Origin of the sequence: Gilliamella mensalis (assembly GCF_900103085.1) — a bacterium.
GTDB lineage: Bacteria > Pseudomonadota > Gammaproteobacteria > Enterobacterales > Orbaceae > Gilliamella > Gilliamella mensalis.
Window position 1 is genome coordinate 1 of the sequence record NZ_FMWR01000012.1, and the last position, 23,910, is coordinate 23,910.

20 protein-coding genes are annotated in these 23,910 nt (G+C 31.0%); 12 read left to right on the forward strand and 8 right to left on the reverse strand.

All coding sequences use genetic code 11. The annotated features are described in order from the left end of the window. Positions 1–97: 97 nt before the first annotated feature. Positions 98–1,621 carry a hypothetical protein gene (locus BQ5209_RS06500; RefSeq protein ID WP_085247733.1) on the forward strand — a complete coding sequence of 508 codons (1,524 nt, stop codon included), beginning with the start codon at positions 98–100 and terminating at the stop codon, positions 1,619–1,621. Between the two features lie 131 nt (positions 1,622–1,752). Here the strand turns inward: BQ5209_RS06500 and BQ5209_RS06505 are convergent, their stop codons facing one another. Beyond that, positions 1,753–2,736, reverse strand: coding sequence for a glycosyltransferase family 2 protein (locus BQ5209_RS06505; RefSeq protein ID WP_167370322.1), 984 nt, complete (start codon positions 2,734–2,736; stop codon positions 1,753–1,755). A gap of 238 nt (positions 2,737–2,974) precedes the next feature. Here BQ5209_RS06505 and glf point away from each other — a divergent pair, with 238 nt between their 5' ends. Then, positions 2,975–4,072 (forward strand): UDP-galactopyranose mutase, encoded by a 1,098-nt coding sequence (gene glf / locus BQ5209_RS06510; protein WP_085247735.1) that lies wholly within the window; start codon positions 2,975–2,977, stop codon positions 4,070–4,072. A 63-nt stretch (positions 4,073–4,135) separates the two neighbouring features. Here glf and BQ5209_RS06515 read toward each other — a convergent pair whose 3' ends face one another. Together BQ5209_RS06515 and waaO are read right to left on the reverse strand one after the other, a co-directional pair. Continuing rightward, positions 4,136–5,875: a glycosyltransferase gene (locus tag BQ5209_RS06515; protein WP_085247736.1), complete on the reverse strand. Its 1,740-nt coding sequence runs from the start codon at positions 5,873–5,875 to the stop codon at positions 4,136–4,138. Between the two features lie 325 nt (positions 5,876–6,200). Then, on the reverse strand, positions 6,201–7,232 hold the full coding sequence (gene waaO / locus BQ5209_RS06520) for a lipopolysaccharide 3-alpha-galactosyltransferase (protein ID WP_085247737.1): 1,032 nt from the start codon (positions 7,230–7,232) through the stop codon (positions 6,201–6,203). A gap of 228 nt (positions 7,233–7,460) precedes the next feature. Here waaO and msbA (BQ5209_RS06525) point away from each other — a divergent pair, with 228 nt between their 5' ends. From msbA (BQ5209_RS06525) to BQ5209_RS06535, 3 genes are all read left to right on the forward strand, one after another. Continuing rightward, entirely contained in the window at positions 7,461–9,197 is a 1,737-nt protein-coding gene (gene msbA / locus BQ5209_RS06525) for a lipid A export permease/ATP-binding protein MsbA (protein ID WP_085247738.1), read from the forward strand. A 15-nt stretch (positions 9,198–9,212) separates the two neighbouring features. Next, positions 9,213–10,985 (forward strand): lipid A ABC transporter ATP-binding protein/permease MsbA, encoded by a 1,773-nt coding sequence (msbA, locus tag BQ5209_RS06530; RefSeq protein ID WP_085247739.1) that lies wholly within the window; start codon positions 9,213–9,215, stop codon positions 10,983–10,985. A gap of 65 nt (positions 10,986–11,050) precedes the next feature. Beyond that, the gene (locus BQ5209_RS06535; RefSeq protein ID WP_085247740.1) at positions 11,051–12,169 is read left to right on the forward strand and encodes a glycosyltransferase family 9 protein; all 1,119 of its coding nucleotides are present in this window, start codon (positions 11,051–11,053) and stop codon (positions 12,167–12,169) included. Between the two features lie 141 nt (positions 12,170–12,310). On the opposite strand, the gene BQ5209_RS06540 is transcribed toward BQ5209_RS06535, so the two are convergent. Then, positions 12,311–13,261, reverse strand: a complete 951-nt coding sequence (locus BQ5209_RS06540) for a glycosyltransferase family 8 protein (RefSeq protein ID WP_085247741.1) — start codon at positions 13,259–13,261, stop codon at positions 12,311–12,313. 145 nt (positions 13,262–13,406) lie between these two features. On the opposite strand from BQ5209_RS06540, the gene BQ5209_RS06545 reads away from it, so the two are divergent. From BQ5209_RS06545 to tsaB, 3 genes are all read left to right on the forward strand, one after another. Beyond that, positions 13,407–14,384, forward strand: coding sequence for a glycosyltransferase family 8 protein (locus BQ5209_RS06545; RefSeq protein WP_167370323.1), 978 nt, complete (start codon positions 13,407–13,409; stop codon positions 14,382–14,384). An 886-nt stretch (positions 14,385–15,270) separates the two neighbouring features. Then, entirely contained in the window at positions 15,271–17,175 is a 1,905-nt protein-coding gene (gene yoaA, locus BQ5209_RS06555; protein ID WP_085247744.1) for a DNA repair helicase YoaA, read from the forward strand. Positions 17,176–17,206: 31 nt separating this feature from the next. Then, positions 17,207–17,887, forward strand: a complete 681-nt coding sequence (gene tsaB / locus BQ5209_RS06560) for a tRNA (adenosine(37)-N6)-threonylcarbamoyltransferase complex dimerization subunit type 1 TsaB (RefSeq protein ID WP_085247745.1) — start codon at positions 17,207–17,209, stop codon at positions 17,885–17,887. 66 nt (positions 17,888–17,953) lie between these two features. Here tsaB and BQ5209_RS06565 read toward each other — a convergent pair whose 3' ends face one another. Next, complete coding sequence (locus BQ5209_RS06565; RefSeq protein WP_085247746.1) at positions 17,954–18,217, reverse strand: GrxA family glutaredoxin; 264 nt, start codon at positions 18,215–18,217, stop codon at positions 17,954–17,956. Between the two features lie 528 nt (positions 18,218–18,745). Here BQ5209_RS06565 and BQ5209_RS06570 point away from each other — a divergent pair. The 4 genes from BQ5209_RS06570 (at position 18,746) to BQ5209_RS06585 (ending at position 21,648) form a co-directional block, all read left to right on the forward strand. Beyond that, positions 18,746–19,435 carry a DUF2884 family protein gene (locus BQ5209_RS06570; protein ID WP_085247747.1) on the forward strand — a complete coding sequence of 230 codons (690 nt, stop codon included), beginning with the start codon at positions 18,746–18,748 and terminating at the stop codon, positions 19,433–19,435. A gap of 63 nt (positions 19,436–19,498) precedes the next feature. Beyond that, positions 19,499–20,350, forward strand: a complete 852-nt coding sequence (folD, locus tag BQ5209_RS06575) for a bifunctional methylenetetrahydrofolate dehydrogenase/methenyltetrahydrofolate cyclohydrolase FolD (RefSeq protein WP_085247748.1) — start codon at positions 19,499–19,501, stop codon at positions 20,348–20,350. Between the two features lie 64 nt (positions 20,351–20,414). Further along, positions 20,415–20,906: a peptidylprolyl isomerase B gene (gene ppiB, locus BQ5209_RS06580; protein ID WP_085247749.1), complete on the forward strand. Its 492-nt coding sequence runs from the start codon at positions 20,415–20,417 to the stop codon at positions 20,904–20,906. Further along, positions 20,875–21,648, forward strand: coding sequence for a UDP-2,3-diacylglucosamine diphosphatase (locus BQ5209_RS06585; RefSeq protein ID WP_143421865.1), 774 nt, complete (start codon positions 20,875–20,877; stop codon positions 21,646–21,648). The genes ppiB and BQ5209_RS06585 overlap by 32 nt, the downstream gene beginning before the upstream one ends. Here BQ5209_RS06585 and modC read toward each other — a convergent pair. From modC to modA, 3 genes are read right to left on the reverse strand one after another with little or no spacing between them, the layout of a single operon-like run. Continuing rightward, positions 21,627–22,307, reverse strand: a complete 681-nt coding sequence (gene modC / locus BQ5209_RS06590; RefSeq protein WP_085247751.1) for a molybdenum ABC transporter ATP-binding protein — start codon at positions 22,305–22,307, stop codon at positions 21,627–21,629. The two genes, BQ5209_RS06585 and modC, sit on opposite strands and share 22 nt — an antisense overlap. Before the next feature lie 5 nt (positions 22,308–22,312). Next, the gene (gene modB, locus BQ5209_RS06595) at positions 22,313–23,002 is read right to left on the reverse strand and encodes a molybdate ABC transporter permease subunit (protein ID WP_085247752.1); all 690 of its coding nucleotides are present in this window, start codon (positions 23,000–23,002) and stop codon (positions 22,313–22,315) included. A gap of 28 nt (positions 23,003–23,030) precedes the next feature. Continuing rightward, positions 23,031–23,783, reverse strand: a complete 753-nt coding sequence (modA, locus tag BQ5209_RS06600; protein ID WP_085247753.1) for a molybdate ABC transporter substrate-binding protein — start codon at positions 23,781–23,783, stop codon at positions 23,031–23,033. Positions 23,784–23,910: the final 127 nt, after the last annotated feature.

A 23,910-nucleotide genomic window follows, 5' to 3' on the forward strand; every position in this document is an offset into this window, starting at 1 on the left:
TCACCTGAACAATATGAACAACAATATTACCAAAACGATAAAATGATAGAGATGGACACTGTCTAATATTTTGGCGAGGATCATTGGGGGGGAATGCATGGGATTTAGAAATTGGTTTTTTTCTAAAATTTATGTTGATAATAAAAAAATCAAGCATGGAGTTTTAGAAACAAATGCCAAGTTAGATAGATATAGCCTACAATTATCTGATTTTATAGAGAATTTTTATAGTATAAAAAAAGATGAAAATGAAAAAATTAATCAACTATTACAACACAAATTTTTTTTAGAATGCAAAATTAAAGAGTTAGAAGAAAAGTTAGATTTAGTAAGTAATAATTATAAATTAATTAATGGGTTAAATAATGCTGTAAATATATTAACTGAAAAAAACATTTCTTTACATAATGATATTTTTAATTTAAAACAAACCGTTAATCTTATTTCAACAAATAGATTAATCAATAAAGATACCAAGATTACATGTTTATTCTTAGTACATAATATTGAATCATGGGATGGTACTTTCTCTGTATATAAATTGATGCTTACTCATCAAAAATTTAATGTTATTGTTGCATCTATAAATAGGCGATATCCAGGAAGCCAAGTATTTAAAGATGAAGAATATGTACATAATATTTTGTCAGATTTAGGTGTACCACATTTAAGATTAAATAATATTAATTCATATGATGATTTAACTATCATCAAAACATTGGCTCCTAATATTATTTTTAGACAATCACAATGGGATAATGATATTCCTCCTGCTTTTAGTACCGATAATTTAAGATTTGCAAAACTATGTTTGATTCCCTATGAAATTATGAATTTTGTTCAGTTAGGCTTTAATCATTTATCAAGTTACTATCATACTTCTTGCTGGAAGCTTTTTGTTGCTAACCAGCAAACAAAAATAGAGCAAGAGCAACATGACAAGCTAAATGGTCTTAATGTGTTTGTAACAGGGCATCCTAAAGTAAAAGCATTAAAAAATGCCGCACCAATATGGCCAATTGTTTCAGAAACAAAAGAAAAAAAGTTTAGAGTATTATGGGCTTCACACCATAGTGTTGATAAAAATTGGAGTAATTTTAGTGTTTTTCTAGATATATATAACTATATGTTAAATTGGGCAAAAGAAGATAAGTCAATCGAATTTGTATTTAGTCCACATCCTGCATTGGTGACAGTATTGGAAGCAATAACTGACGAAGCACTTAAAAAAAATATACAAGAATTTTTTGATGAATGGAATCAATTAGATAACACTTATGTTTATAGAAATGGTCCTTATGGCACACTATTTCAGTCTTCAGATATATTAATTATGGATGGGATCAGTTGGTTATTAGAATATCAGTTGATGAAAAAACCACTGATATTTATTGAACGTGAAGATCATTCCCCATTTACAATAAATGGAGAGTTAATTGCAAGCGGCACAAATAGGGTTCGTACAGTTGAGCAAGCTAGGGAGCTAGCTTATATGTTTAAACGTGGAGAACCTGATCCTAATAGGAAAAATCAAGATATTGTAGTTGATACTTTATTATCAATAGAAAATGCTGCCGATAATATTATTTCTTCAATGTTGGAAGATATAAAATCTTGGTGAAAAAGATATTGATAATGGTGTCTAATTGACTGATAAATATAGTGGTTAGTATTACCACTATATTTTTTAAAACGTTGATAGATAAACGACAATTAACTTTAGTAATTAATATTACTAAATAATGATATATATTATTTCAAATTGAATCGAAGAAAACGATAGTAGAGTGTATAGAAAAACCAGATTATATGGTTATTTTTTTTAATAATTAAAAATTTTTTTTTGTCTTTATTATTAAGTCTTCCTTCATCAAAAAGTTGTTCTTTCTCATTAAAATTTGTATTTAATAAGTAGTTATTTATCTCTTTATATTTTAATTTTTTTATACAATCGATCATATATGAAATTTCGCGTTGAAAAACACACGCAGAAGCTAATTTTAAGATTTCCTGTTTATCCTTTTTATGGTAATTATTAATTAAGTAACATAGAATTTGCTGTCGTCCTTCAATATCGGAAAGCCATTTATCTTTTGACCATGAACAAGACATAATAGAACCTGAACGCTGAACGTAATTAAATAGATGTTCTTTAACACAATAACAATCTGATTTATTAAGTAGTTTAACCGTAAATAAAAGATCTTCAGAAATCATACGCTCCTTTTCAAAATAAATAAAATTATCAATTAAAATAGTTTTACGGATCAGCATACCAGAAAAATGAAAGTATCCGTTTCGTTGTAAATAAGAATCCAAAATACTTCCTTCTCTAAATGAGCAAGGCATTATTATTCGTTTACCCGTAGAGCTAATTCTATTATATCCACAGTAAACTAAATCAGCATTTTTTTCATTTTGTCTCAACACCATTTTTTCCAAAAAATTAGGCGAATACGTATCATCACTATCAATAAATGTTAAAAATTCACCATGAGCTAATGCAATACCTTTATTTCTAGCCATAGATACGCCACTATTTTCTTGACTATATAAAATGATATTATTATGTCCTCTTTGATATTCTTTTAGTATCTCAATTGAATTATCAGTAGAACCATCATTAATAATAATAATCTCATAATTTTTATAAGATTGAGCTTGTAAAGAGGCTAATGTATCTAATACAAATAAACTAGAGTTATATACAGGCATAATAATTGAAATTAGCGGCATATTTACATTCATTAAAATTATAATTCCAAACAATGTAGACAAAGTGTACATGTATAACATTCTGCTGTTAAAATTACAAATTATTAATTTATTGCATGGAATAATCTAAACCAATATTGAATAATACATTACTGTACATATTTTTCTTTCTGAAAATTTCTGCAATTAAATATTTGCATTTTTATGTTAAAAACATGCTATCATTTTGCAAATTTTTTTAGTTAAAAGTGGGAAAATTATGAAGTATGACTATTTGATTGTTGGCAGTGGTCTATTTGGCTCTATATGTGCTCATGAATTAAAGAAAAAAGGGTATAACATACTTGTAATTGAAAAACGAGATCATCTAGCAGGAAACATATTTACTGAAGATAATCAGGGCATTCAAGTTCATAAGTATGGCGCTCATATTTTTCATACTAATAATAAAACAGTATGGGATTATATAAATAGCTTTGCACAGTTTAATCGTTTTACCAATTCACCTATAGCAAATTATAAGAATAAATTATTCAATCTACCATTTAATATGAATACTTTTTATCAATTATGGGGAGTAAAAACGCCTAAAGAAGCGCAAGCAAAAATTGAAGAGCAAAAAAAATTATATCATATTGAAAATCCAAAAAATCTTGAAGAACAAGCAATATCGCTAATCGGAAAAGATATTTATGAAATATTAATCAAAGGGTATACAGAAAAGCAGTGGGGAAGAAAAGCAACTGAACTTCCTCCATTTATAATTAATCGTTTACCCGTTCGATTCACTTTTGATAACAACTACTTCAATGATAGATATCAAGGTATTCCAATTGGAGGTTATACACAAATAATTGAGAGAATGCTTGAAGGTATTGAGGTAAAATTAAATACAGACTTTTTTGAAAATAAACACAAAAATCTGGAATTAGCAAATAAGATTATTTACACAGGTCCGATCGATAAATTTTATGATTATCAATATGGTGCTCTAGAATATAGATCTTTACATTTTGAAAACGAAACAATTAATGAGTCAAATTATCAAGGAAATGCTGTAATTAATTATACTCAATACGATATACCTTATACTCGAATTATAGAGCATAAGCATTTTGATTATGTCGAAACAGAACATACTATTATCACAAAGGAATACCCGCGTGACTGGCAAATTGGAGATGAAGCCTATTATCCAATTAATGACGATAAAAATGCCACATTATATAGAAAATATAAAGACCTAGCAGACAAAGAAAAGCAAATTTATTTTGGTGGCAGATTAGCTGAATATAAATATTATGATATGCATCATGTGATCGAAAAAGCTTTAGATTTTGTAAAAACAATCTATTAAAAAATACTCCTGCCATTTAAAATGGCAGGAGTATCCTATAATAAATTAATGTTTTAAACATATCTATATTTTTAAAATTTTAATCCAAAAATCTCTAGATGTTAGTTTTCCAAAGTTATTTTCGTATTTTGTTAAATTAGCTTTGTAGTTCCGTTTCATTTTGAAAACATCAATATAAAGACAAAATAATAATTTAAAGAATTTTACACGTGAAACTCTCGCGATATAGCCTGTATTATTGTTTGGTTTATAATAAAGAATATTTTTAAATCTAAAGATATGATCATAGTTAGCACAATAATTAAAATCTTGATAAGCTATTTTGCTTTTCATAGGAAGCAAAAGACCATTAAATGTTAATTTTTTAACAATTTTTCTTCTGCGTTTATAAGTAAATACTGGATTTATTGAATCCATATTTATATCATGAAATTTTTCTACTTTCACAAAACTATTAATTTCTTTCCTAACTTCACTTAAATCATAATTATTAAACCAAAAATCGATATCTCCCAAAACATGGTGAAGCGCTAGTCTAATAGCTAATACTGTTTCATATTTATGAGAATAAAGCGCATCCAAATAAAAAAGTTTATACGTTTTAAGTATTTTTTTGATAGGGTTTTTTAGATAAAAGGAATTTATTATATGATTCCGTGTATCCAAGTACATATTTAACGGGCATGATTTAGTTGCAAAATTCTCCCCATAGCAAGCAATTCCAATTGGAGATATATAGTTAAAATCATTAGAAATACCAAAAAATATATCGTCTCCTCTAACAAAAAACGGAAAAGTATAATTTTTTATGGACTTAATTGGGAAAGCAAAAAACCACCATGCTCCATAATTTGCCTTCGGATGATATCCTAGTTCTGATACTAACATACTATGACGATCTGCAACATTGTAATTGTAGCAATTTGGTTTACAAATTGCATCAAACTGTGCGCCTTTTTCAATAAGGAAATCAGGTCTATCATCCATGAATAAAGATCCACTCACTACTGAATTGTCTTTTAAAGCATAAGATAAAATCCAATAGGCTCTTAATATACTTTCTGTTTCACAAGATGCGTCATCATCCATGAATAAAACATGTGTTGCATTGGTATTAGTTTCGTAATGAAGCAAACCACGCATAAAACCGCCTGAACCACCAGTATTTTCATTAGGAATGACATTTACACCATTAGCTTCTTCTTTTGTAATATTTTTAGAATTATCTACTATTGTAAAAAGAATTTTACTAGAAAAATATTTGTTATCTAGTATGTTTTTCTTTACTCTTTCAATAGCAGGCAATACATATTTTTTACGATTAAAATGTGTAACACTTATACCAAGGACCACATCCCTTTTTGGCTGTTCATAAGTATACCATCCGCCACCATTAAACACGACTTTATCGTCTATTGGAGAAATAGTAGTATATATCAATCCTCTATTTTCTATTTTTGATAAATCACATTCAAAAATAAATTGCTCGGAATTATTTAACTCAACTGTTGCACTCGCAAGTTCGTAATCTGTTCCTATTGTAGCAATAAATAACTTAATAATAGCTTTACCCTTTCCTCTTGCGCGAAATTCAACACGATCTAATCCACATTGTTCTTTCCAAACGGGCAATGATAAAGCATTATAATATGAGTCAAAAGATACGATTCCACCAGCAAAAATGATGATTTCATCACTAGAATAACTAATTAAATGTGAGTGCAAATATTTTGATGGATTTGAACCAAAAGTTTTATTTGGAATAAGAATATTTTGAAGACACGTTAAATTATTTGGAATCATATTATTTGCAGTTAGTAAATTGGTTGAAGTATCTTATTCTATCAAAAATACATTTTTTTACAAAAAAAACGAAATTTTTGTTAAAAATAAAACTTATTTTTAGATGCTATAGTGAGTATTGATTTTTTATTGGTAAAAGATTTATTTAAATTTCCTTATTATTAGTACAAAAATTAGTAAAATTCTATTTTGTGTTTTGATTGTTTTTGTTTAATCATTATTGGGTTATTTAATGTTTCGCTAGGTGTTCTATTTTAGAAGAGGGGGTAAAAAAACAATCTACATTATTCGAGATTTTATAACGCTAAGTTAGAAGAATAGCAGACTATTTAATTGGAATTAGAGTATGTATTATTTTTTTAAAACAATATTTAAGATAGCAAATTAAGCCAGAAAACAATTTTTTCTGATGTAGCCTATGTTTTGCACAATATCTCATTTGCATGGATGTGGTTGCTGGCAATAAAGGCGTTGATTCCCAAGGAGAACATGATTTTGCGTTAAGGAAATATTGAGAACATTCATAATTTTCAGCCCAATTATGCCATGGTTTAGTTGGACCAATATAATGAATTAATATTGTTTGAGCCATGATAGGGGCGTAACATGCTAATTTTGTTTTATATTTTAGTTCATAATTAATACTAACTTGTTGATTGTATTTTCTATCAAGATATTTAACTTTTTCGAGCAATAACAAGTTTAATACATCTTGATCTAGATGTGTGAATTTTTGTGACAGGTTGGAGTCAGAGAGCAACTCTAACGCTTTACTATTTATATTAAATTCTTTCCATTTTTTTAGATTAATTAGTAAAAAACCAGCATTAAAGTAACCTGATGATAATTTATGTTCATTGAGTCGGATCGCACATTTATCCCACCACGCTGGATCTTTTTCAGTAACTACAAAGGCAATATTATTATCGAATTGTAATGTAAATAATTCTTGCAGTGATCCTTTACATATAATATCGGCATCCAGATAGAGTATTTTATCTGTTTTTTCATAAAAAAAATCAGCAACTATAAATCGAAAGTAGGTTGCAATTGTCCAGTTTTTTGTTGTTGGGAGGTTGGATAAATTATTGTCATCCACTAAATAAATGCTTATATCCGTATTATATCTATAAGCAAGCTGCTCTAATTTCTTTTCAAAATCATCGTTAATGTAATTTGTGAATATATGAAAACTAAAATTCAGATTAGGATTAGCTAATAAAATAGATGTGATAGAAACAGCGCAACCTAAAAAAAAGTTTTTATCAATGCCATATGCAATGTTTAATGGATTAACGATCTGACTATTTTCAAATCTTATTCTTTTTTTTATAATATTATTTGCATTAAAATACATTGCTTGTTTCCTGTTGCATCATCCTTTAATAAAATTAATTGTTATTTAATTATTCATTATTGAGTTGTGCCTTCGAATACTGTGAAGAATAAAAACTTATTTTGATCTGATTATGTATTATATAGATAAAACAATTTTTTTCTAGTTGAAAAAGAATTGTAATTAAATTTTAAATTCATCGATTAGATATAGTATAATTGATGTTCTAATTAACTTCTTGTATCCCTTATGTCCAATAAATATAGCTCATTAAATACCATTAAACAGTTGTGGCCGTTTATTTATCCGCATAAAAAAGCATTAATTGTTGCAATTATTGCACTTTTGTTAAATGCAGCAACTGATGCAACTCTTATCTCACTAACAAAACCTTTATTAGATAATGGGTTAATGGATAAAAATTATGAGTTATTAATTCTTTTTTCGATTAGCATTATTGGGTTAATTGCACTACGCGGATTATCAAACTACTGTTCTACTTATTGCCTTTCTTGGTTATCTGGTAAAGTGGTTACTAAATTTAGACAGATGATTTTCAATCACTTAGTCAAAAGTCCTATCAGTTTTTTTGATAAAAACCCTGTTGGAGAACTTGTTACTGTAATCACTTATAATACTCAACTACTATCAAAAGCTTCATCGGATGCGCTTATTATTTTAGTAAGAGAGATTGCTTATGCTATTGGTTTATGTGTCGTTATGTTTTATGGTAATTGGAAATTGGCTTTAGTGTTAATTGTGGTTGTACCATTAGTTATTTTTATAGCTCAATTTATCGCAAAGAAGTTTCGGAATACACTTGTTTCTATGCAAAAAGGCATAGGCAATATTACAACAGCAGCAGATGAAATGCTGAAGGGGCATAAAGAAATTTTAATTTTTAATGCTCAAAAATATGAAAAAGATAATTTTTATTCAATTAATAAACTTTTTAGGAAAAGTATCTTAAAAATCGTACTTGTTTCGGGATTATCAACGCCGATAATTCAATTAGTTGCTACATTGGCTTTAGGATTAATTTTATTTCTTGTTGCAAGCCAAGCATTGGATATCACTCCGGGGTCTTTTACTGTGGTTTTTTCGGCTATGGTTGCGGTAATGCGTCCTTTGAGAGAGCTAACAAGTGTTCATCTTGAATTACAAAAAGGCTCTGTTGCTTGTGAGTCGCTTTTTGGACTTTTAAATTCGGCAGTTGAAGAAGATAACGGAACTATTGATTTAAAAAGGGCTGAAGGTAGTATTGAATTTCATCAAGTAACATACACATATCCAACAAGAACAGCGCCATCTTTAAATAATATTAGCTTTAAAATTAAAAAAGGTGAAACAGTAGCTTTAGTGGGGCGTTCTGGTGCAGGAAAATCAACAATAGCAAGCCTGATACCTAGGTTTTATGATGTACAAAAGGGGAAAATACTGGTAGATAGTATTGATATCAAGGATTACACTCTTGCTTCATTGCGGAAGCAAATTGGTTATGTTTCACAAAAAGTCCATTTATTTAATGGAACTATAGCGGATAACATAATTTATGGTGCTAAAAATCAGTACTCTCGAGAAGATATTATTAATGCAGCTAAACAAGCTAATGCGATGGAGTTTATCGAAAAATTAGAAAATGGCTTGGATACAGAAATTGGTGATAATGGTGTTTTATTATCAGGTGGACAACGACAAAGAATTGCTATTGCAAGAGTTCTTTTACGTGATAACCCTATTTTAATTCTTGATGAGGCTACCTCTGCGTTAGATAATGAATCCGAACGGTTTGTCCAACAAGCTATAGAGCATTTACAAAAAAACCGAACTTCTATTATTATTGCCCATCGATTATCAACAATTGAACGAGCAGATCGTATTTTAGTTATTGATGAAGGTAACATCATTGAAGAAGGCACTCATAAAGCATTATTATTACAAAATGGTCTTTATGCCAAAATGCATCAATTACAATTTAACGCTTAATTAAAAAAATAAATTATGAAAAAAAATACTAATCAATCAATAAACAATAATATTGATCGAGACTCATCAACGTGGCAAACTTTTTCTAAATTATGGCCTTATATTGCTAAACACAAATTGATTCTGTTTTTTTCAGTCATATTGCTTGTTTTTAGTGCATTTGCAGACACTTCGCTTATTGCGTTGTTACAACCTTTACTTGATAAAGGTTTTGTTGAAAATGATCAGCATTTTTTAATGATGGCACCTTTTTATATTTTTGGGCTTGTATTACTCCGTGGTATCGCTAATTATGGATATTCTTTCTTTTTATCTTTGATTTCTACCAAAATCGTACTTAATATTCGTCAGCGCCTTTTTAGTCATTTTGTCGATGCTCCGGTAAGTTATTATGACCAAAACTCTACAGGAAGATTATTGTCTCGCATTACCTATGATACTGATCAAGTCGCTTCATCATCATCCGATGCTTTGATAACAATAGTACGTGAATCAGCTTTTATTTGTGGGTTATTTTATACAATGTTCAGCAATAGCTGGCAGTTGTCTTTATCGTTGATTATCATTACGCCAATTGTTATTGGATTAATCTCTTTTATTTCTATAAAATTTAGAAGACTAGCTAAAAATATGCAAAATTCAATGGGTAATGTCACCATGTCCGTTGAACAAATGCTAAAAGGCCATCGAGAAATTATTCTTTTTGGCGCCCAAGATGAAGAGTCAAAAAACTTTGATAAAGTGAATAATAAATTTCGTCGCGATGGTATGAGATTAGTGTCTATTTCTGCATTATCAACGCCTATTGTTCAACTTATCATTTCGTTTGCTATCGCTTTTGTCTTATTTATGGCGAGTAACCCTGATTTGAGTATTAGTCCCGGGCAGTTTACGGTCGTTTTTTCTTCTTTAGTTGCATTAATGCAACCAATAAAAAGTTTAACTAGTGTTAATGCCGAATTTCAGAAAGGGATGGCGGCTTGTCAAACTTTGTTTGCTATTTTTGAACAGCCAATCGAAAAAGATAATGGAAAAATCAATATTGAGAGAGTTAAAGGCAATATTGAATTTAAGCATGTCAGCTTTACTTATGAAAATAGACAAGAGCCAGCATTGAAAGATATTAGCTTTTTGGTAGAGCCATGTAAGACAGTTGCATTAGTTGGGCGCTCGGGATCAGGGAAAACAACTATCGCAAGTTTGCTTACGCGTTTTTATGATATAAGTGAAGGTGAAATTTTAATTGATAGTAATAACATTCAAGATTTAACTTTATATAGTTTGCGTAATCAAATTGGATTAGTTTCACAAAATGTACATTTGTTTAATGATACTGTTGCAAATAATATCGCTTACGGGAAAGTTGGTGAATATTCTCGAAATGAAATAGAAGAAGCTGCTAAAAAAGCGTATGCGTATGATTTTATTGTAGGGCTTGAAAATGGATTTGATACGATAGTGGGTGAAAGTGGTGTGTTATTATCTGGCGGTCAACGACAACGTATTGCAATAGCAAGAGCTTTATTACGAGATACACCGATATTAGTACTTGATGAAGCCACTTCAGCCTTAGATACTGAATCAGAACAAGCAATCCAAAAAGCTTTAGATGTGCTACAAATAGGACGGACATCAATAGTTATTGCTCATCGGTTATCAACAATTGAAAATGCGGATAAAATACTTGTCATTGATAGTGGCAAGATTATTGAGCAAGGTAATCATCAAGAATTATTATCAATGAATGGATTATATGCAAAGTTATATCAAGGAAATTTTACAAATTAATATGATGAAGAATTTTTAAAATTTAGATATAAATATATTTTGCATGATAGGATATTAAAAGACATATGATTAATAAAGTACTAGAATGTATTAAATACTTGAATAGGCAGAGAAATTTAAAGGTAAAACCGTTTAAATTGGCTATTAAATTAGCTTTATTAAATCGAAAAAAAAAGGTAAGGTCTGCATTTTTTCTAGAAAAGTATCGTTCCGTAGCAATTCTTATGAATGATCAAGGAATTGGCGATGCAATAGTTACTTCCTATTTAATTAATGCTCTTCGAGAAAATGGCTTTCAGGTTTATGTCTTAGTAGAAAAAAGAATAGCCTTTCTTTTTGATAAATTTATTTCTGTTGATGGGGTTTTATTCTACGATAGGAATAAAAACATAAAACAGATAAAAGAACAATTACATAGTATAAGGATTGATGTCGCAATTGATCTTGTTGATAAAGGCCAAAATAGTGTAAGGCGCGCTCAAATAATTCAAGCTATCAATCCGTTACATACAATTGGTTTTAATCAAGATAAATATAAATTGTATGACACCTCAATTTATTATCACGAATACAAATCTCATATTTCAAAGAGAAGTCAGAAAATACTTGAATTTATGGGTATTCAGCCCACGCCTATAAGGTACTTTGTTAATATTCCAACCGAAGCTGAGCTTTCGGCTAAAGATTTTATAAGTTCGTTGCTTGCTTCGAATAAAAATATCATTATTTTTAATCCTTATGGTTCAAATGAGGCTAGAAGCTTTTCTAATTCTCAAATTGATACAACTTTATCCTTTTTATCACAATATGATAATTGCATAACAATTGTCGTGGGTGAAACTAATAAAATCTCTCATATTAAAGCTAAAAAAAATATTATTATCAATCCATTACCTACTTTTTTTCAAAGTGTTGCTTTAGTGAAGTTTTCAAATTTGGTGATTTCTGTGGACACTTCAATTGTGCATATTGCTTCTATTTATAATAAAAAAATGCTATGTGTTTATAATAATCGAATTATTGATAATAAGTTTATTAATAATTATGTGTGGGGACCAAATTACACTAATGCAATACAAATATTTACTAATGATCATTTAGGTACCGGACTTGGTGATCCGATAGCGAATCTTGATATTGGTATTATGCTCGAACAATTAAAATTAGAAATAGAAAAATTATAAAAATTTATCAAAAGAATAGGAATAACTTTGATGGATTTAAAGCAAAACAACTTAAATATTATTTAACATACCCTTATTATCAAGCACGGTTCAAGATAATCTAATAGGGGAAATTGGTAAATATATCTAAGTTAGATAGATCTAATTTTTTAATTTATAGGCTAAATAAAGTAAATAATATTTTAAGCCAGCGATGAATTTTTTCTCTTTGATGCTGTTTTTGGCATAAATACGATAATCATTAACGCGCATTTTGGGTTTATAACTTTTAAGTGGACTATTGGACCATGGTGTGAAGTGTTTATAAAAACGATAGATATTTTGGGCAAGTCCTGTATGTTCTTGATACCACATTTTTCTGGCGCCAGTAAAGTGAATGATATAGGGTAAAGATTCTTTATTATAAAAAAATGTTTCTTTTTGTTTATCGTCCATCCAAGTAAACAAATAATTCCAACTAGGATCTATAAATAAAACTTGATGCTGCAGAACTATATTTAGTGCATCTTGATCCGGATATATTAAATGTTTTTTTCTTGCTGACATTAAAATTTTATTTGCTTTATTTTCTGTATCAAAAATCATCCAATTATTAACATTAATGTATAAAAAACCAGAGTTGAAGTAACTTTGAGAAGTCAGTTCTAGCCTTTTTTGATTTTTGGCCATATTTTCGCTATCTAATGAATCTTGCGTTACAGCACAAACGACGGAATCTATATTTATATTTAAAATCGTTGATATGTCAGAAAAGCATAAAGTATCAGCATCTAAATAAATAAATTTATCAATTTTACCATGTAATAGCCTTGGAACAGATAGGCGGATATACATCGATCGGTTGATATGTTTTATTTTACTATTTTGAGGATCTGAATATTTATTTAACTCATCTATAGAAATCGGATAAACTGTGATTAATGGACTGATTTCTTGCAGTTTATGTTGTTCTTTTGGTGACACATCATATAAAAAAACATGGAAATGAATATTATTTTGCATATTATTTAGCATAATGGAGGTAATGGATACACCTACATGCTCAAGATAATTTGAATCTGTACAATATGCGATGTTAATTCTATTATTCATTTCTAATGCTCTTTAAAAACTTAACCATGTTATTTAGTCATTACAAAATCGATATGTCAATATAAAATTGATTATTACTTCATTGTTTAATTTAACGTATGTTACAATGATTCAATTTTTTAACATAGCCGAGTCATTGGTACAAATGAAAGAAAATCTTTTTATCAGCAAAACTAAAATATTATTTAATAACGTCGTAGAATCTCTACCTACCACACATATCGCATTTTGCTTTGATGATAATTATGCAATGCCAGCTGGCATTGCGATGTCTTCAGTAATTTTGAATAATCCCGATAAAAATTTGGTATTCCATTTATTTGCTAATAATGTCTCTAACGAGAAAATTATAACATTTAATCAATTTAGTATAGAAAATATTACCATAATTTGTTACGAAATTAGCGAGAATTTTGCGATTAATCCTGATACTTTGGTATTACATGTTTCGGCATCAACTTGTTTGCGATTTGTTGTGCCACAGATATTAAATAAAACCACTTCTCGAGTTTTATATTTAGACTGTGATGTGTTATGTACAAGTAATCTTAATGAATTAATTAAGATTGATTTAAGCAATAAATATGCTGCGGTTGTGCCAGATGTAAAAAAAACTCAAGAAAAACAATGTTCTGATTGTGATATCCCATATGGTGAATACTTCAATGCAGGAATGATTTATATTAATACGGATATGTGGGTGCAAAATAACCTCACTGAAAAAGCTTTTGCGATGATTAATAGTGGTAAAGTCTATAAATTTGCCGATCAAGATGTGCTAAATATTTTAATGCAGGGTAAAACAGTATTCTTACCTAAACGCTTTAATTATCTTACTGCGCTGACTGTAGGTGGAAAAGAAGATAATCTAATCGGCAATGATACTGTAATTATTCATTATGTCACAGGCAATAAACCTTGGTATAAACTATATTTAACACCACTTTATCAGCGTTATATAGCGTCTTCACCTTGGGCAAATGATAAATTATTACTAGCTAATGAGAATGCACCATCAACCACAAGAAGGTATGCAAAATTACTGGCTAGTGAGCATAAATATTTTTCTGCCTTTAAATATTACTTGCTCTATTTAAAACATAAAGCCTTCAAAAAACGTTAAGGAACAATGATGTAATTGATTTTAATAAATTTATTAATAAAAAATGAATTATTGTCATGTGATTTTTTGAATAATGAGCAGGTATTGTATATCCTTTTGTGTTTTAATGATAATTATGCTTTATCTGCTGGTGTGGACATTATTTATTTGATTGAAAATAATAAAAATAAGATCTGTTTTCATATTTTTAAACATGTTCCTGTAACTGAATATATTATTAATGATCAGTATAAAGCTGACTTTGGTGACAGGAACATATTAGGTCTAAAACGTTAAAGCTACTAAATAATAGTGATAAATATAAATATAAATATAAATATCCCAATCACGACGTGCTCAATATTGCAGTAGGTGAACGAAGAATGCTATTAGCGAAAAATATAATCATTTATTGGCTCTATAATAAATGGTACTAGGATTCCAATGTTCCAGATGATACTATATTGAGCATTACACAACTAAAATTTCCCAGCAATCCCATCTTATTTTCGATTGATGTTTAAAGAAAAAATATCTGTAGCATTCTTTAATTTATTTAATAGTAAAATTTACAAAGTAACGTGAATGAAGTTTATTGTTAACAAATCATAATATTTATGTCATTTTTATTACTTATTAAGTGTAAATTTTTTGACTAATTAATTATATTTATACACTTTATTGTTCTTCTGCTTTTTTATCTACAAGTATTCTTATATATCTTTTTTACCTATTTATTGTTATAGTATCATCAGTTTAAAGGTTATTAGTGATTCGACGTTATTATAACAATAATCCATTATTTCAATTAGTGATTTGCTATTTTCATAATATTATGTAATTCCAAAATTAACTTCTAAATTTCATGGTTGTATTGAACTTATCTCTTTTATTAGGTGCATTTTAAGTGATTGATGATTTTGCAGATAATGGCTTGCTAGCTAAAGCTATTGATGGATTTGTGGCAAGAGAGCCACAACGAAACATGGCAAGCAAAGTCGCAGAATCCATAAAAAAACAAAATTCTCTGGTTATTGAAGCTGGAACCGGCACTGGTAAAACTTTTGCTTATTTAGTCCCTGCATTACGTAGTGATAAAAAAGTAATCCTTTCAACTGGCTCTAAAAATTTACAAGAACAGTTATTCAGCAAAGATCTGCCTATTATTAAAAAAGCATTGAATTATACAGGTAAGATATCTTTACTTAAAGGTCGATCCAATTATCTTTGTTTAGAACGACTGTATCATCAATACGCAGCTGCCGGCGATCTTGATAAAGAATTACGTGTTGATTTAGCTCGTGTTAAAAATTGGTCAATTAAGACTAAAGATGGTGATACAAGCAAATGCACTACAGTAACAGAAGATAATCCAATTTGGCCAATATTAACCAGTACCAATGATAATTGTTTGGGTAGCGACTGCGAACATTATACTGATTGTTATGTGGTAAAGGCGCGTAAACGGGCGTTAAATGCTGATATTGTTGTTGTTAATCATCATCTATTTTTAGCTGATGTTGTTGTGAAAGATACCGGTTTTGGTGAACTTATTCCTCAAGCTGATGTAATGATTTTTGATGAAGCACATCAACTCCCCGATCTTGCTTGTCATTATTTTGGGCAACAGCTAAGTAGTCGACAGCTATTTGATCTAGCAAAAGAAATAAATCTTTGTTACCGTACCGAGGTTAAGGATATATCACAGCTACAGCAATGTGCAGATAAATTACAAAAATGTACTCAAGACTTGCGTCTAGTGATTAACCAACAACCTCCAAAAGGTAACTTACGTTTTTTGTTTAACCAAGAAGCGATAAAAAAAGAGCTATCCTATCTTTTAGAAGCTTTAAATTTTTGTCACGACGTATTGCTATTGGCCGCTGGGCGTTCGACAACCTTAGATAACTGTTTTGAACGGATCAATCAATATAGTACGCTATTAAAACGGTTGCAGGAGACAAATGTAACTGGTTTTAGTTACTGGTATGAAAGTAGTTATAACTATTTTGTTTTTGCGCTAACGCCATTGTCTGTTGCCGATAAATTTACCGAATTATTAACGCAGCGCAAAGGGAGTTGGATTTTTACTTCAGCAACGCTATCGGTCAATAATCAGTTAGATTATTTTACCAAACGTTTAGGATTAGCTGATGCTGATTCACTTATTTTAGAAAGCCCATTTGATTATATTAATCAGACAATTTTGTGTGTTCCACGTTACATTCCATCGCCAAATGAACAAGGTAATGCTGAAAAATTAGCCAATATATTATTGCCTGTTATTGAAGCTAATAATGGTCGTTGTTTCTTTTTGTGTACTTCATATGCAATGATGAATGCACTAGCTAAACAGTTTCGAGAATTAACCAAATTACCAGTATTAGTACAAGGTGAAACCAGTAAAGTTAAATTGCTTGAGCAGTTTATTCATACGGGCAATGCGCTACTTATTGCTACGAGCAGCTTTTGGGAAGGTATTGACGTTAGGGGGGATACCTTGTCATGTGTTATTATAGATAAATTACCATTTACATCTCCAGACGATCCTTTAATTAAAGCCCGTATGGAGGATTGTCAAATGCAGGGTGGTGATGCATTTTACGAGGTACAATTACCTGAAGCAGTTATCACCTTAAAGCAGGGAGTTGGGCGATTAATTCGTCATCACAAAGATCGTGGTGCGGTTATCATCTGTGATAATCGTTTGGTGATGCGACCTTACGGCGCAACATTTATTAATAGTTTACCACCATCACCAAGAACACGGGATATAAATAAAGTTATAAATTTTTTAATAACTAAAAGCTAAATGATAATAGATAAAATATTTTGGAAAAAACATGAGTACTATTTTAGCCATTGATACTTCAACGGAAGCTTGTTCGGTTGCTTTACTTTACCGTAACGAAATCACTCACGATTTTATTTTATCGGCTCGTGATCATACTAAACAAATATTACCGATGGTTGATAGACTTCTTAAACAATCAGACTGTTCACTTACGCAAGTTGATGCAATCGCTTTTGGTCAAGGTCCAGGCAGTTTTACGGGGGTTCGAATCGGCATTGGTGTAGCACAAGGTTTAGCATTAGGTATTGATAAACCAATGATAGGTGTATCAACGCTGATGACCTTGGCTCAAGGTGTTTATCGAACAACGCAAGCAACAAACGTAATTGCCGCAATTGATGCTAGAATGAACGAAGTTTATTTAGGTCAATACCATTACGTTAATGAGCAATGGCAAGCGGTTATTGCTGAGTGTGTTCTTAAGCCTGAAAAAGTAATCGAAAAAGTGAAGCATATCAGTCAAAATCATTATTGTGCAGGTACGGGGTGGCAAACTTATCCTGATATGATTAATCATATAAAACAAAGTGATATCTTATTGCCTCATGCTCAAGATCTTATTGTTATTGCCAAGGATAAATACAAAAAAGATGATCTGGTTAATGTAGAATATGTAGAGCCAACTTATTTACGTAACGAAGTTACTTGGAAAAAGTTGCCAGGACGATAACGACAATAACATAAAACAAAAAAGCCACTTATATGTGGCTTTTTTGGCTTAAAATTTGGGGAAGCTTTATTTATAAAGCCCTAAATGCTCTTTCGCATAGGCCTCAAAATCAGTGCAGCCACCGATCGGTTTTTCATCAATAAAGATTTGCGGCACAGTTTCAACAGGTTTGCCAACACTTTTAGAAAGGTCTTCTTTAGTAATGCCTTCTTCATTAATATCGACATAACGATAAGAAAAATCATCACGTTCTTGAGAAAGCTTTTCTGCCAGTTCTTTAGCGCGAACGCAATAAGGACAACCTTGACGACCAAAAATTACAGTATACATTATCACCTCACATAAGTTGTTTTATATAGTATAAGTACTATACGTTACTTTTAATTAAAAAAAAGTTGTTATACTTAGTTAATTAAATAGATTATACCTATTGAAAGCGGACTTGAAAAGTCAATCAGACTTTACGTTTAGAAGCTTGGACTTGGATGTTCGTTTTTTCACAATTTAGTATTTAGAGCATTAGTATAGCAGCAAGTTTAAAATTGAGCGTATACCACCTACTAGCCGGTTTTACCATCAAAAACAAAATGCCCCAAAAAAATTTAACTGAATTATACCTTTCTGTTACCAAAAAAAGTAACTTTATTCCCATAAAAAACTTCAAGACGATTGTTGATTTTTGTATTTTTTATATGGATTATATAATCCAGTCAATCATATTTTACTAAATATTAACTATATAGCATATGTTAGTTTTGGTTTGTTTATTTTTTTAATTACATGCAAATATTCAACTTTATTATGTTTATTGTTTGGTAGGCGTTATAATCTTCATTAATTAACTAACTGGATACGAATATGTTCAAAAAATTGTTATTGATTGCTTTATTGCTTCCTATCACCGTATTTGCTGCTAAAAAAGAGTGTAAGGTTAAACCTAGTTATGACATTACAATTAGCAACGAAAGTGTGCGTGTGTTTAATAATAAAAATGATTTAACTATTATGCCAAATGGTAATGTGATCTTTAATAAACAGTCAGTAACACTTAATCCGCCATTACAAAAAAAATTGGTTCTATTTCAACAAGATTTACGCCAGCAGTTACCTCTTTTAGAACAGCAATCGTTAAATTTTTTAGCTGAAGTTAAAGAAAATTTTGAAAAAGCAATAAAAAATCACTTGAACAATGATAATACGTTAAAAATTGAATTAAACAAATTATATAAACGTTTAGTCAGATTGCTACATGCTTCACTTATTACAGAAAATGGCAATACACGGTTTTCTTACCAAAATTTCAATAATCTAAAAAAAGATGGCGAAGATATCGGCCAACGTGTTTTTTATAATGTTGTAGGTGGTAGTATTTTACATCTTGATTTTTTTAAAAATTTGGGCGGAATCAAACAAATCTCCAAAAATGAGTGGAAAGCTCAAAAATCTAAATTAAAAGCTTTTGATGCTCATATTTGTTCAGTCATTACAAGTATTGATGAACAATATGAACAAATATTAACTCAACTTAATCAAACAATTCACAACTAAATAGACATTAATAAAAACTTTTGCGAAAATGATACCTCTATTAAAATAGCTAAACGGAAGCTTATGACTGCACATATAATTGATGGAAAAGCATTAGCACAACAAATACGAACTGACATTGCTAATAAAGTGAATTCACGTATTGAAAAAGGTCTATCTGTTCCAGGGCTTGCAGTAATTCAAGTTGGGGCAGATCCCGCATCAAAAATCTATGTCAACAATAAGCAAAAAGCTTGTGATGATGTGGGTTTTATTTCATTTGCGTATGACCTCCCATCATCGACCACTGATGAATTATTGGCATTAATTGATGAACTAAATCAACGCGCAGATGTGCATGGTATTTTAGTGCAACTCCCTTTACCTGATAATATTGATAAAACCAAGGTTCTTGAACGTATCGATCCAAGTAAAGATGTTGATGGTTTTCACCCTTACAATATTGGTCACTTATTACAACGCGATCCGATTTTACGGCCATGTACTCCTTATGGAGTGGTCAAAATGCTACAATCCACGGGTATAAATCTATCAGGCTTAAATGCAACAGTGGTAGGGGCTTCAAGCATTGTAGGTCGTCCAATGGCATTAGAATTATTGTTATTAGGTTGTACAACAACCATTACTCATAGCCGTACCGTCGATTTAGCGAAACACGTGAGTAATGCTGATATTGTTATTGCTGGCGTTGGCATTCCCAATTATGTCAAAGGTGAATGGATTAAACCGGGGGCAATTGTTATCGATGTGGGTATCAATCGTTTACCGAATGGTAAGCTTGCTGGGGATGTCGAATTCGAAACAGCTGTTAAACGTGCGGGATGGATTACTCCAGTTCCTGGCGGTGTTGGTCCAATGACTGTTGCTATGTTAATGAGTAACACCCTTGAAGCATGTGAAAAATTTAGTAAGTAAGTCAAATTGATTAAAGCTTACTTTTGCTCGAAATATGTATATTAAATAAAAAAAGGAATCTGTTATGATTATATTTCACACTAATTTAGGTGATATTAAAATCAAAACTTTTGACGATAAGGCGCCAGAAACCGTTAAAAATTTTGTTGAATATTGCAAAGACGGTTTTTACAACAACACAATCTTCCATCGTGTTATTAATAATTTCATGATTCAAGGTGGCGGGTTTGAACCCGGTATGAAACAGAAAAAAACAAAATCACCAATAAAAAATGAAGCGGATAACGGACTAAAAAATGATCGTGGCACTTTAGCGATGGCACGCACATCAGATCCACACTCTGCAACAGCGCAATTTTTTATCAATGTGGTTGATAATGATTATCTTAACTTCCGCTCCGCTGATGTGAATGGCTATGGCTATTGTGTTTTTGCGCAAGTTATTGATGGGCTTGATGTGGTTGATAAAATCAAAGTAGTTAAAACAGGGCGTAGTGGTATGCATTCAGATGTTCCTGTAGAAGATGTCATTATTACGAGTGTTACGGTTGAGTAATCCTGTTCGTTATTTTATCGCTGATATTCATCTAGCAGATAATGAGCCTGATGGTTATATGAGTATAACCGCAGGCTTTCTGTCTTTTTTACATACTCTCCCCGATAATTGTGAACTTTACATTTTAGGTGATTTGTTTGACTATTGGGTAGGGGATGATGTGAGAACAAACTTACATTACCAAGTTGCGCAGGCATTACAAGCTTTATCACAACGTAATATCAAAAAATATTTTGTCCATGGCAACCGTGATTTTTTGTTAGGAAAAAAGTACGCTAAGCAGTGCGATATGGTTTTATTGCCCGAGATTAATTGTTTGCTTAATCAAGATAAGAATATTGTTTTTTTACATGGCGATTTATTGTGTACTGACGATCCTCAATATCAAAAATTTCGAAAATTTATGCATAATAAATGGTTGCAAAAACTGTTTTTATTACTTCCACGCTCTGTTCGGCTTAACATTGCAGCTAAGTTACGGCAAAAAAGTAGCCTGCATAATCAAATTAAATCTGAATCTATTATGGATGTCAATCAACAAGCGGTGGTTGAAATGATGGTCGAATATAATGCGGATATTATAATACACGGACATACGCACAAACCTGCAACACACCACTTTCAAATTGAAGGTAACCGTGCAACTCGTATTGTGCTCGGTGCATGGCATGATGGCGTGACATATATTAAACAAGCACAAAATAGTAATACTTTAGCTCTTTATAACCATTCTTTTAAATAATCACTTTGTAAAACATGCTCGACTTTATCAAACTCAATCAGCTTGCCTTGATCTAAAATGGCCACATTATGGGCTATCTTTTTAACTTCATTAATATTATGTGTTACATAAATAATCGGTATATTTAACTCATTGGCTAACTTATCAATATATGTTAATAACTCTTTTTTTCTGGGCATATCAAGGGCAGAAAGCGGCTCGTCCATCAATAGTAATAAAGGATTAGTTAATAGTGCTCGACCGATTGCCACCCGCTGTTTTTCACCACCCGATAACATCGCGGGATAGCGATTTAATAATGGATGAATATTAAGCATATTCACGATTTCCTCAAATTTTGAAGGATTGAGGTGTTTAGTTCCATAAGTTAGGTTTTTAATTACTTTATAATGAGGAAAGAGTAATGGATCTTGAAATACAGTACTAATTTGCCGATTTTCTGGGGCAACAAATAGGCGTTTATCGCAATCAACCAGTGGTGTGTTATTGAGTTTGATATAACCTTGGTCGGGTTTAATTAATCCATTAATAAGGTTGATTAGCGTTGATTTTCCCGATCCTGAAACGCCTAAAATAGCGGTAATACCTTGGCAATCTATCGCATGATTGAATTGGAACGAAAACGAAGCAAGTTGTTTGCTAACCTGTATTTTTAACATATTGATTATCCTACTAGCTTCTTTTTATGCCATCGATTTAACAATTCTGATAAAAAAAGTGCAATGATTGACAGTACAATCGAAATGATACATAGCCGTAAGGCGCTGTTTTCACCATTAGGGATTTGTAGCAACGTGTACATTGCAAGCGGTAAAGTGCGGGTTTCTCCTTGAATATTTGATACAAATGTAATTGTTGCACCAAATTCTCCTAAACAACGTGCAAAGCCTAGCACAATTCCCATTAAAATACCCGGAAAGGCTAAAGGTAAAGTGATAGTTAGAAATACTCGCCATTTATGGGCACCAAGGGTGCGAGCCACATGTTCAAGTCGTATATCAATCGATTCAATGGCTAAGCGAATAGAACGTACCATGAGTGGAAATGCAACCACTGCTGAAGCTAAAGCTGCACCTTGCCAATTAAAGCTAAAACTGATATTTAAATTTTGACTTAACCACTCACCAATCGCACCTCGTCGACCCATTGTTATTAATAATACATAACCTAATACTACCGGTGGCAAAACAAGAGGAAGATGCACAATGCTATCAAATAGCGATTTACCAAAAAATTGACAGCGTGCCAATATCCAAGCGGTTAAAATACCTATTGGTAAACTAAAGCCAATTGCTGCAGTGGCTATTTTTAAACTAAGTAGTAATGTTTGCCATTCAAATTCGGTTAATAACATATTTGTATCAGATCACTCACTTGTTAAGTTACTTAGTTATAAATCCATATTTCTCAAAAATGGTTTTAGCTTGTGGTGAGTTTAAATATTGATAAAAATCATTTGCTTTTAAGTTTAATAACGTGATTGGGTATTCAATAGACCTAAATGTATCTGCAGGGAAAGTCCCTACAATTTTCACTTTATCGCTTATTTTGGCATCGGTGCTGTAGACAATGCCAAGGATGGCTTCGTTACGCTCAACTAACATCAAAGCATCCCGCACATTGCTAGCAGGGGCAAATTGTGGTGATAATTTGTCAAATACGCCTAAATTAATGAGAGATTGTTTTGCATAAAGCCCCACGGGAACGTGATCTGGATCACCAATAGCGATTCTTTCGTCTTTAGGTAAAATCGCTTGCCAATTGGTATTGGTATTAATTAAGACGTTATCTAATGATGAACTTTTTGGGGCAATAAGAACTAATGCATTTTTTAATAGGTCTTGTTTATTTTTCGCTATATTATGCTCAATAAGGTAAGTCATCCATTTTTGATCAGCTGACATAAAGATATCGGCAGGGGCACCTTGTTCAATTTGTTTTGCTAATACTGATGATGAAGCAAATGAAAATACAATGTCAGCATCTTGATGTTGAGCTTTATAGACCGTCGCAATATCTTGCATTACATTAGTTAATGACGAGGCGGCAAAAACAGTCAATTTTTTAGTTGCTGTTGCTGAAAAAGCCATCGTTATCATTACTAAAGCTCCAACTATTCCAATCAATTTTTTCATTTTTTCTCACAATACTAGTAAGTTAGTTTTGATGATTCATGTTTTTGTAGATATTTGGCTATAAATGGGATATTTCCATTAATTTGATAAATTGCCTAACAATCGCTATGTAAAAAAAAACATATCG

What these genes read in the sequence shown, in the direction of transcription:
- BQ5209_RS06500 (WP_085247733.1), top strand. Translation starts at nt 98, where the DNA reads ATGGGATTTAGAAATTGGTTTTTTTCTAAAATTTATGTTGATAATAAA.
- BQ5209_RS06505 (WP_167370322.1), bottom strand. Translation starts at nt 2,736, where the DNA reads ATGCCGCTAATTTCAATTATTATGCCTGTATATAACTCTAGTTTATTT.
- glf (WP_085247735.1), top strand. Translation starts at nt 2,975, where the DNA reads ATGAAGTATGACTATTTGATTGTTGGCAGTGGTCTATTTGGCTCTATA.
- BQ5209_RS06515 (WP_085247736.1), bottom strand. Translation starts at nt 5,875, where the DNA reads ATGATTCCAAATAATTTAACGTGTCTTCAAAATATTCTTATTCCAAAT.
- waaO (WP_085247737.1), bottom strand. Translation starts at nt 7,232, where the DNA reads ATGTATTTTAATGCAAATAATATTATAAAAAAAAGAATAAGATTTGAA.
- msbA (WP_085247738.1), top strand. Translation starts at nt 7,461, where the DNA reads ATGTCCAATAAATATAGCTCATTAAATACCATTAAACAGTTGTGGCCG.
- msbA (WP_085247739.1), top strand. Translation starts at nt 9,213, where the DNA reads ATGAAAAAAAATACTAATCAATCAATAAACAATAATATTGATCGAGAC.
- BQ5209_RS06535 (WP_085247740.1), top strand. Translation starts at nt 11,051, where the DNA reads ATGATTAATAAAGTACTAGAATGTATTAAATACTTGAATAGGCAGAGA.
- BQ5209_RS06540 (WP_085247741.1), bottom strand. Translation starts at nt 13,261, where the DNA reads ATGAATAATAGAATTAACATCGCATATTGTACAGATTCAAATTATCTT.
- BQ5209_RS06545 (WP_167370323.1), top strand. Translation starts at nt 13,407, where the DNA reads ATGAAAGAAAATCTTTTTATCAGCAAAACTAAAATATTATTTAATAAC.
- tsaB (WP_085247745.1), top strand. Translation starts at nt 17,207, where the DNA reads ATGAGTACTATTTTAGCCATTGATACTTCAACGGAAGCTTGTTCGGTT.
- BQ5209_RS06565 (WP_085247746.1), bottom strand. Translation starts at nt 18,217, where the DNA reads ATGTATACTGTAATTTTTGGTCGTCAAGGTTGTCCTTATTGCGTTCGC.
- BQ5209_RS06570 (WP_085247747.1), top strand. Translation starts at nt 18,746, where the DNA reads ATGTTCAAAAAATTGTTATTGATTGCTTTATTGCTTCCTATCACCGTA.
- folD (WP_085247748.1), top strand. Translation starts at nt 19,499, where the DNA reads ATGACTGCACATATAATTGATGGAAAAGCATTAGCACAACAAATACGA.
- ppiB (WP_085247749.1), top strand. Translation starts at nt 20,415, where the DNA reads ATGATTATATTTCACACTAATTTAGGTGATATTAAAATCAAAACTTTT.
- BQ5209_RS06585 (WP_143421865.1), top strand. Translation starts at nt 20,875, where the DNA reads ATGTCATTATTACGAGTGTTACGGTTGAGTAATCCTGTTCGTTATTTT.
- modC (WP_085247751.1), bottom strand. Translation starts at nt 22,307, where the DNA reads ATGTTAAAAATACAGGTTAGCAAACAACTTGCTTCGTTTTCGTTCCAA.
- modB (WP_085247752.1), bottom strand. Translation starts at nt 23,002, where the DNA reads ATGTTATTAACCGAATTTGAATGGCAAACATTACTACTTAGTTTAAAA.
- modA (WP_085247753.1), bottom strand. Translation starts at nt 23,783, where the DNA reads ATGAAAAAATTGATTGGAATAGTTGGAGCTTTAGTAATGATAACGATG.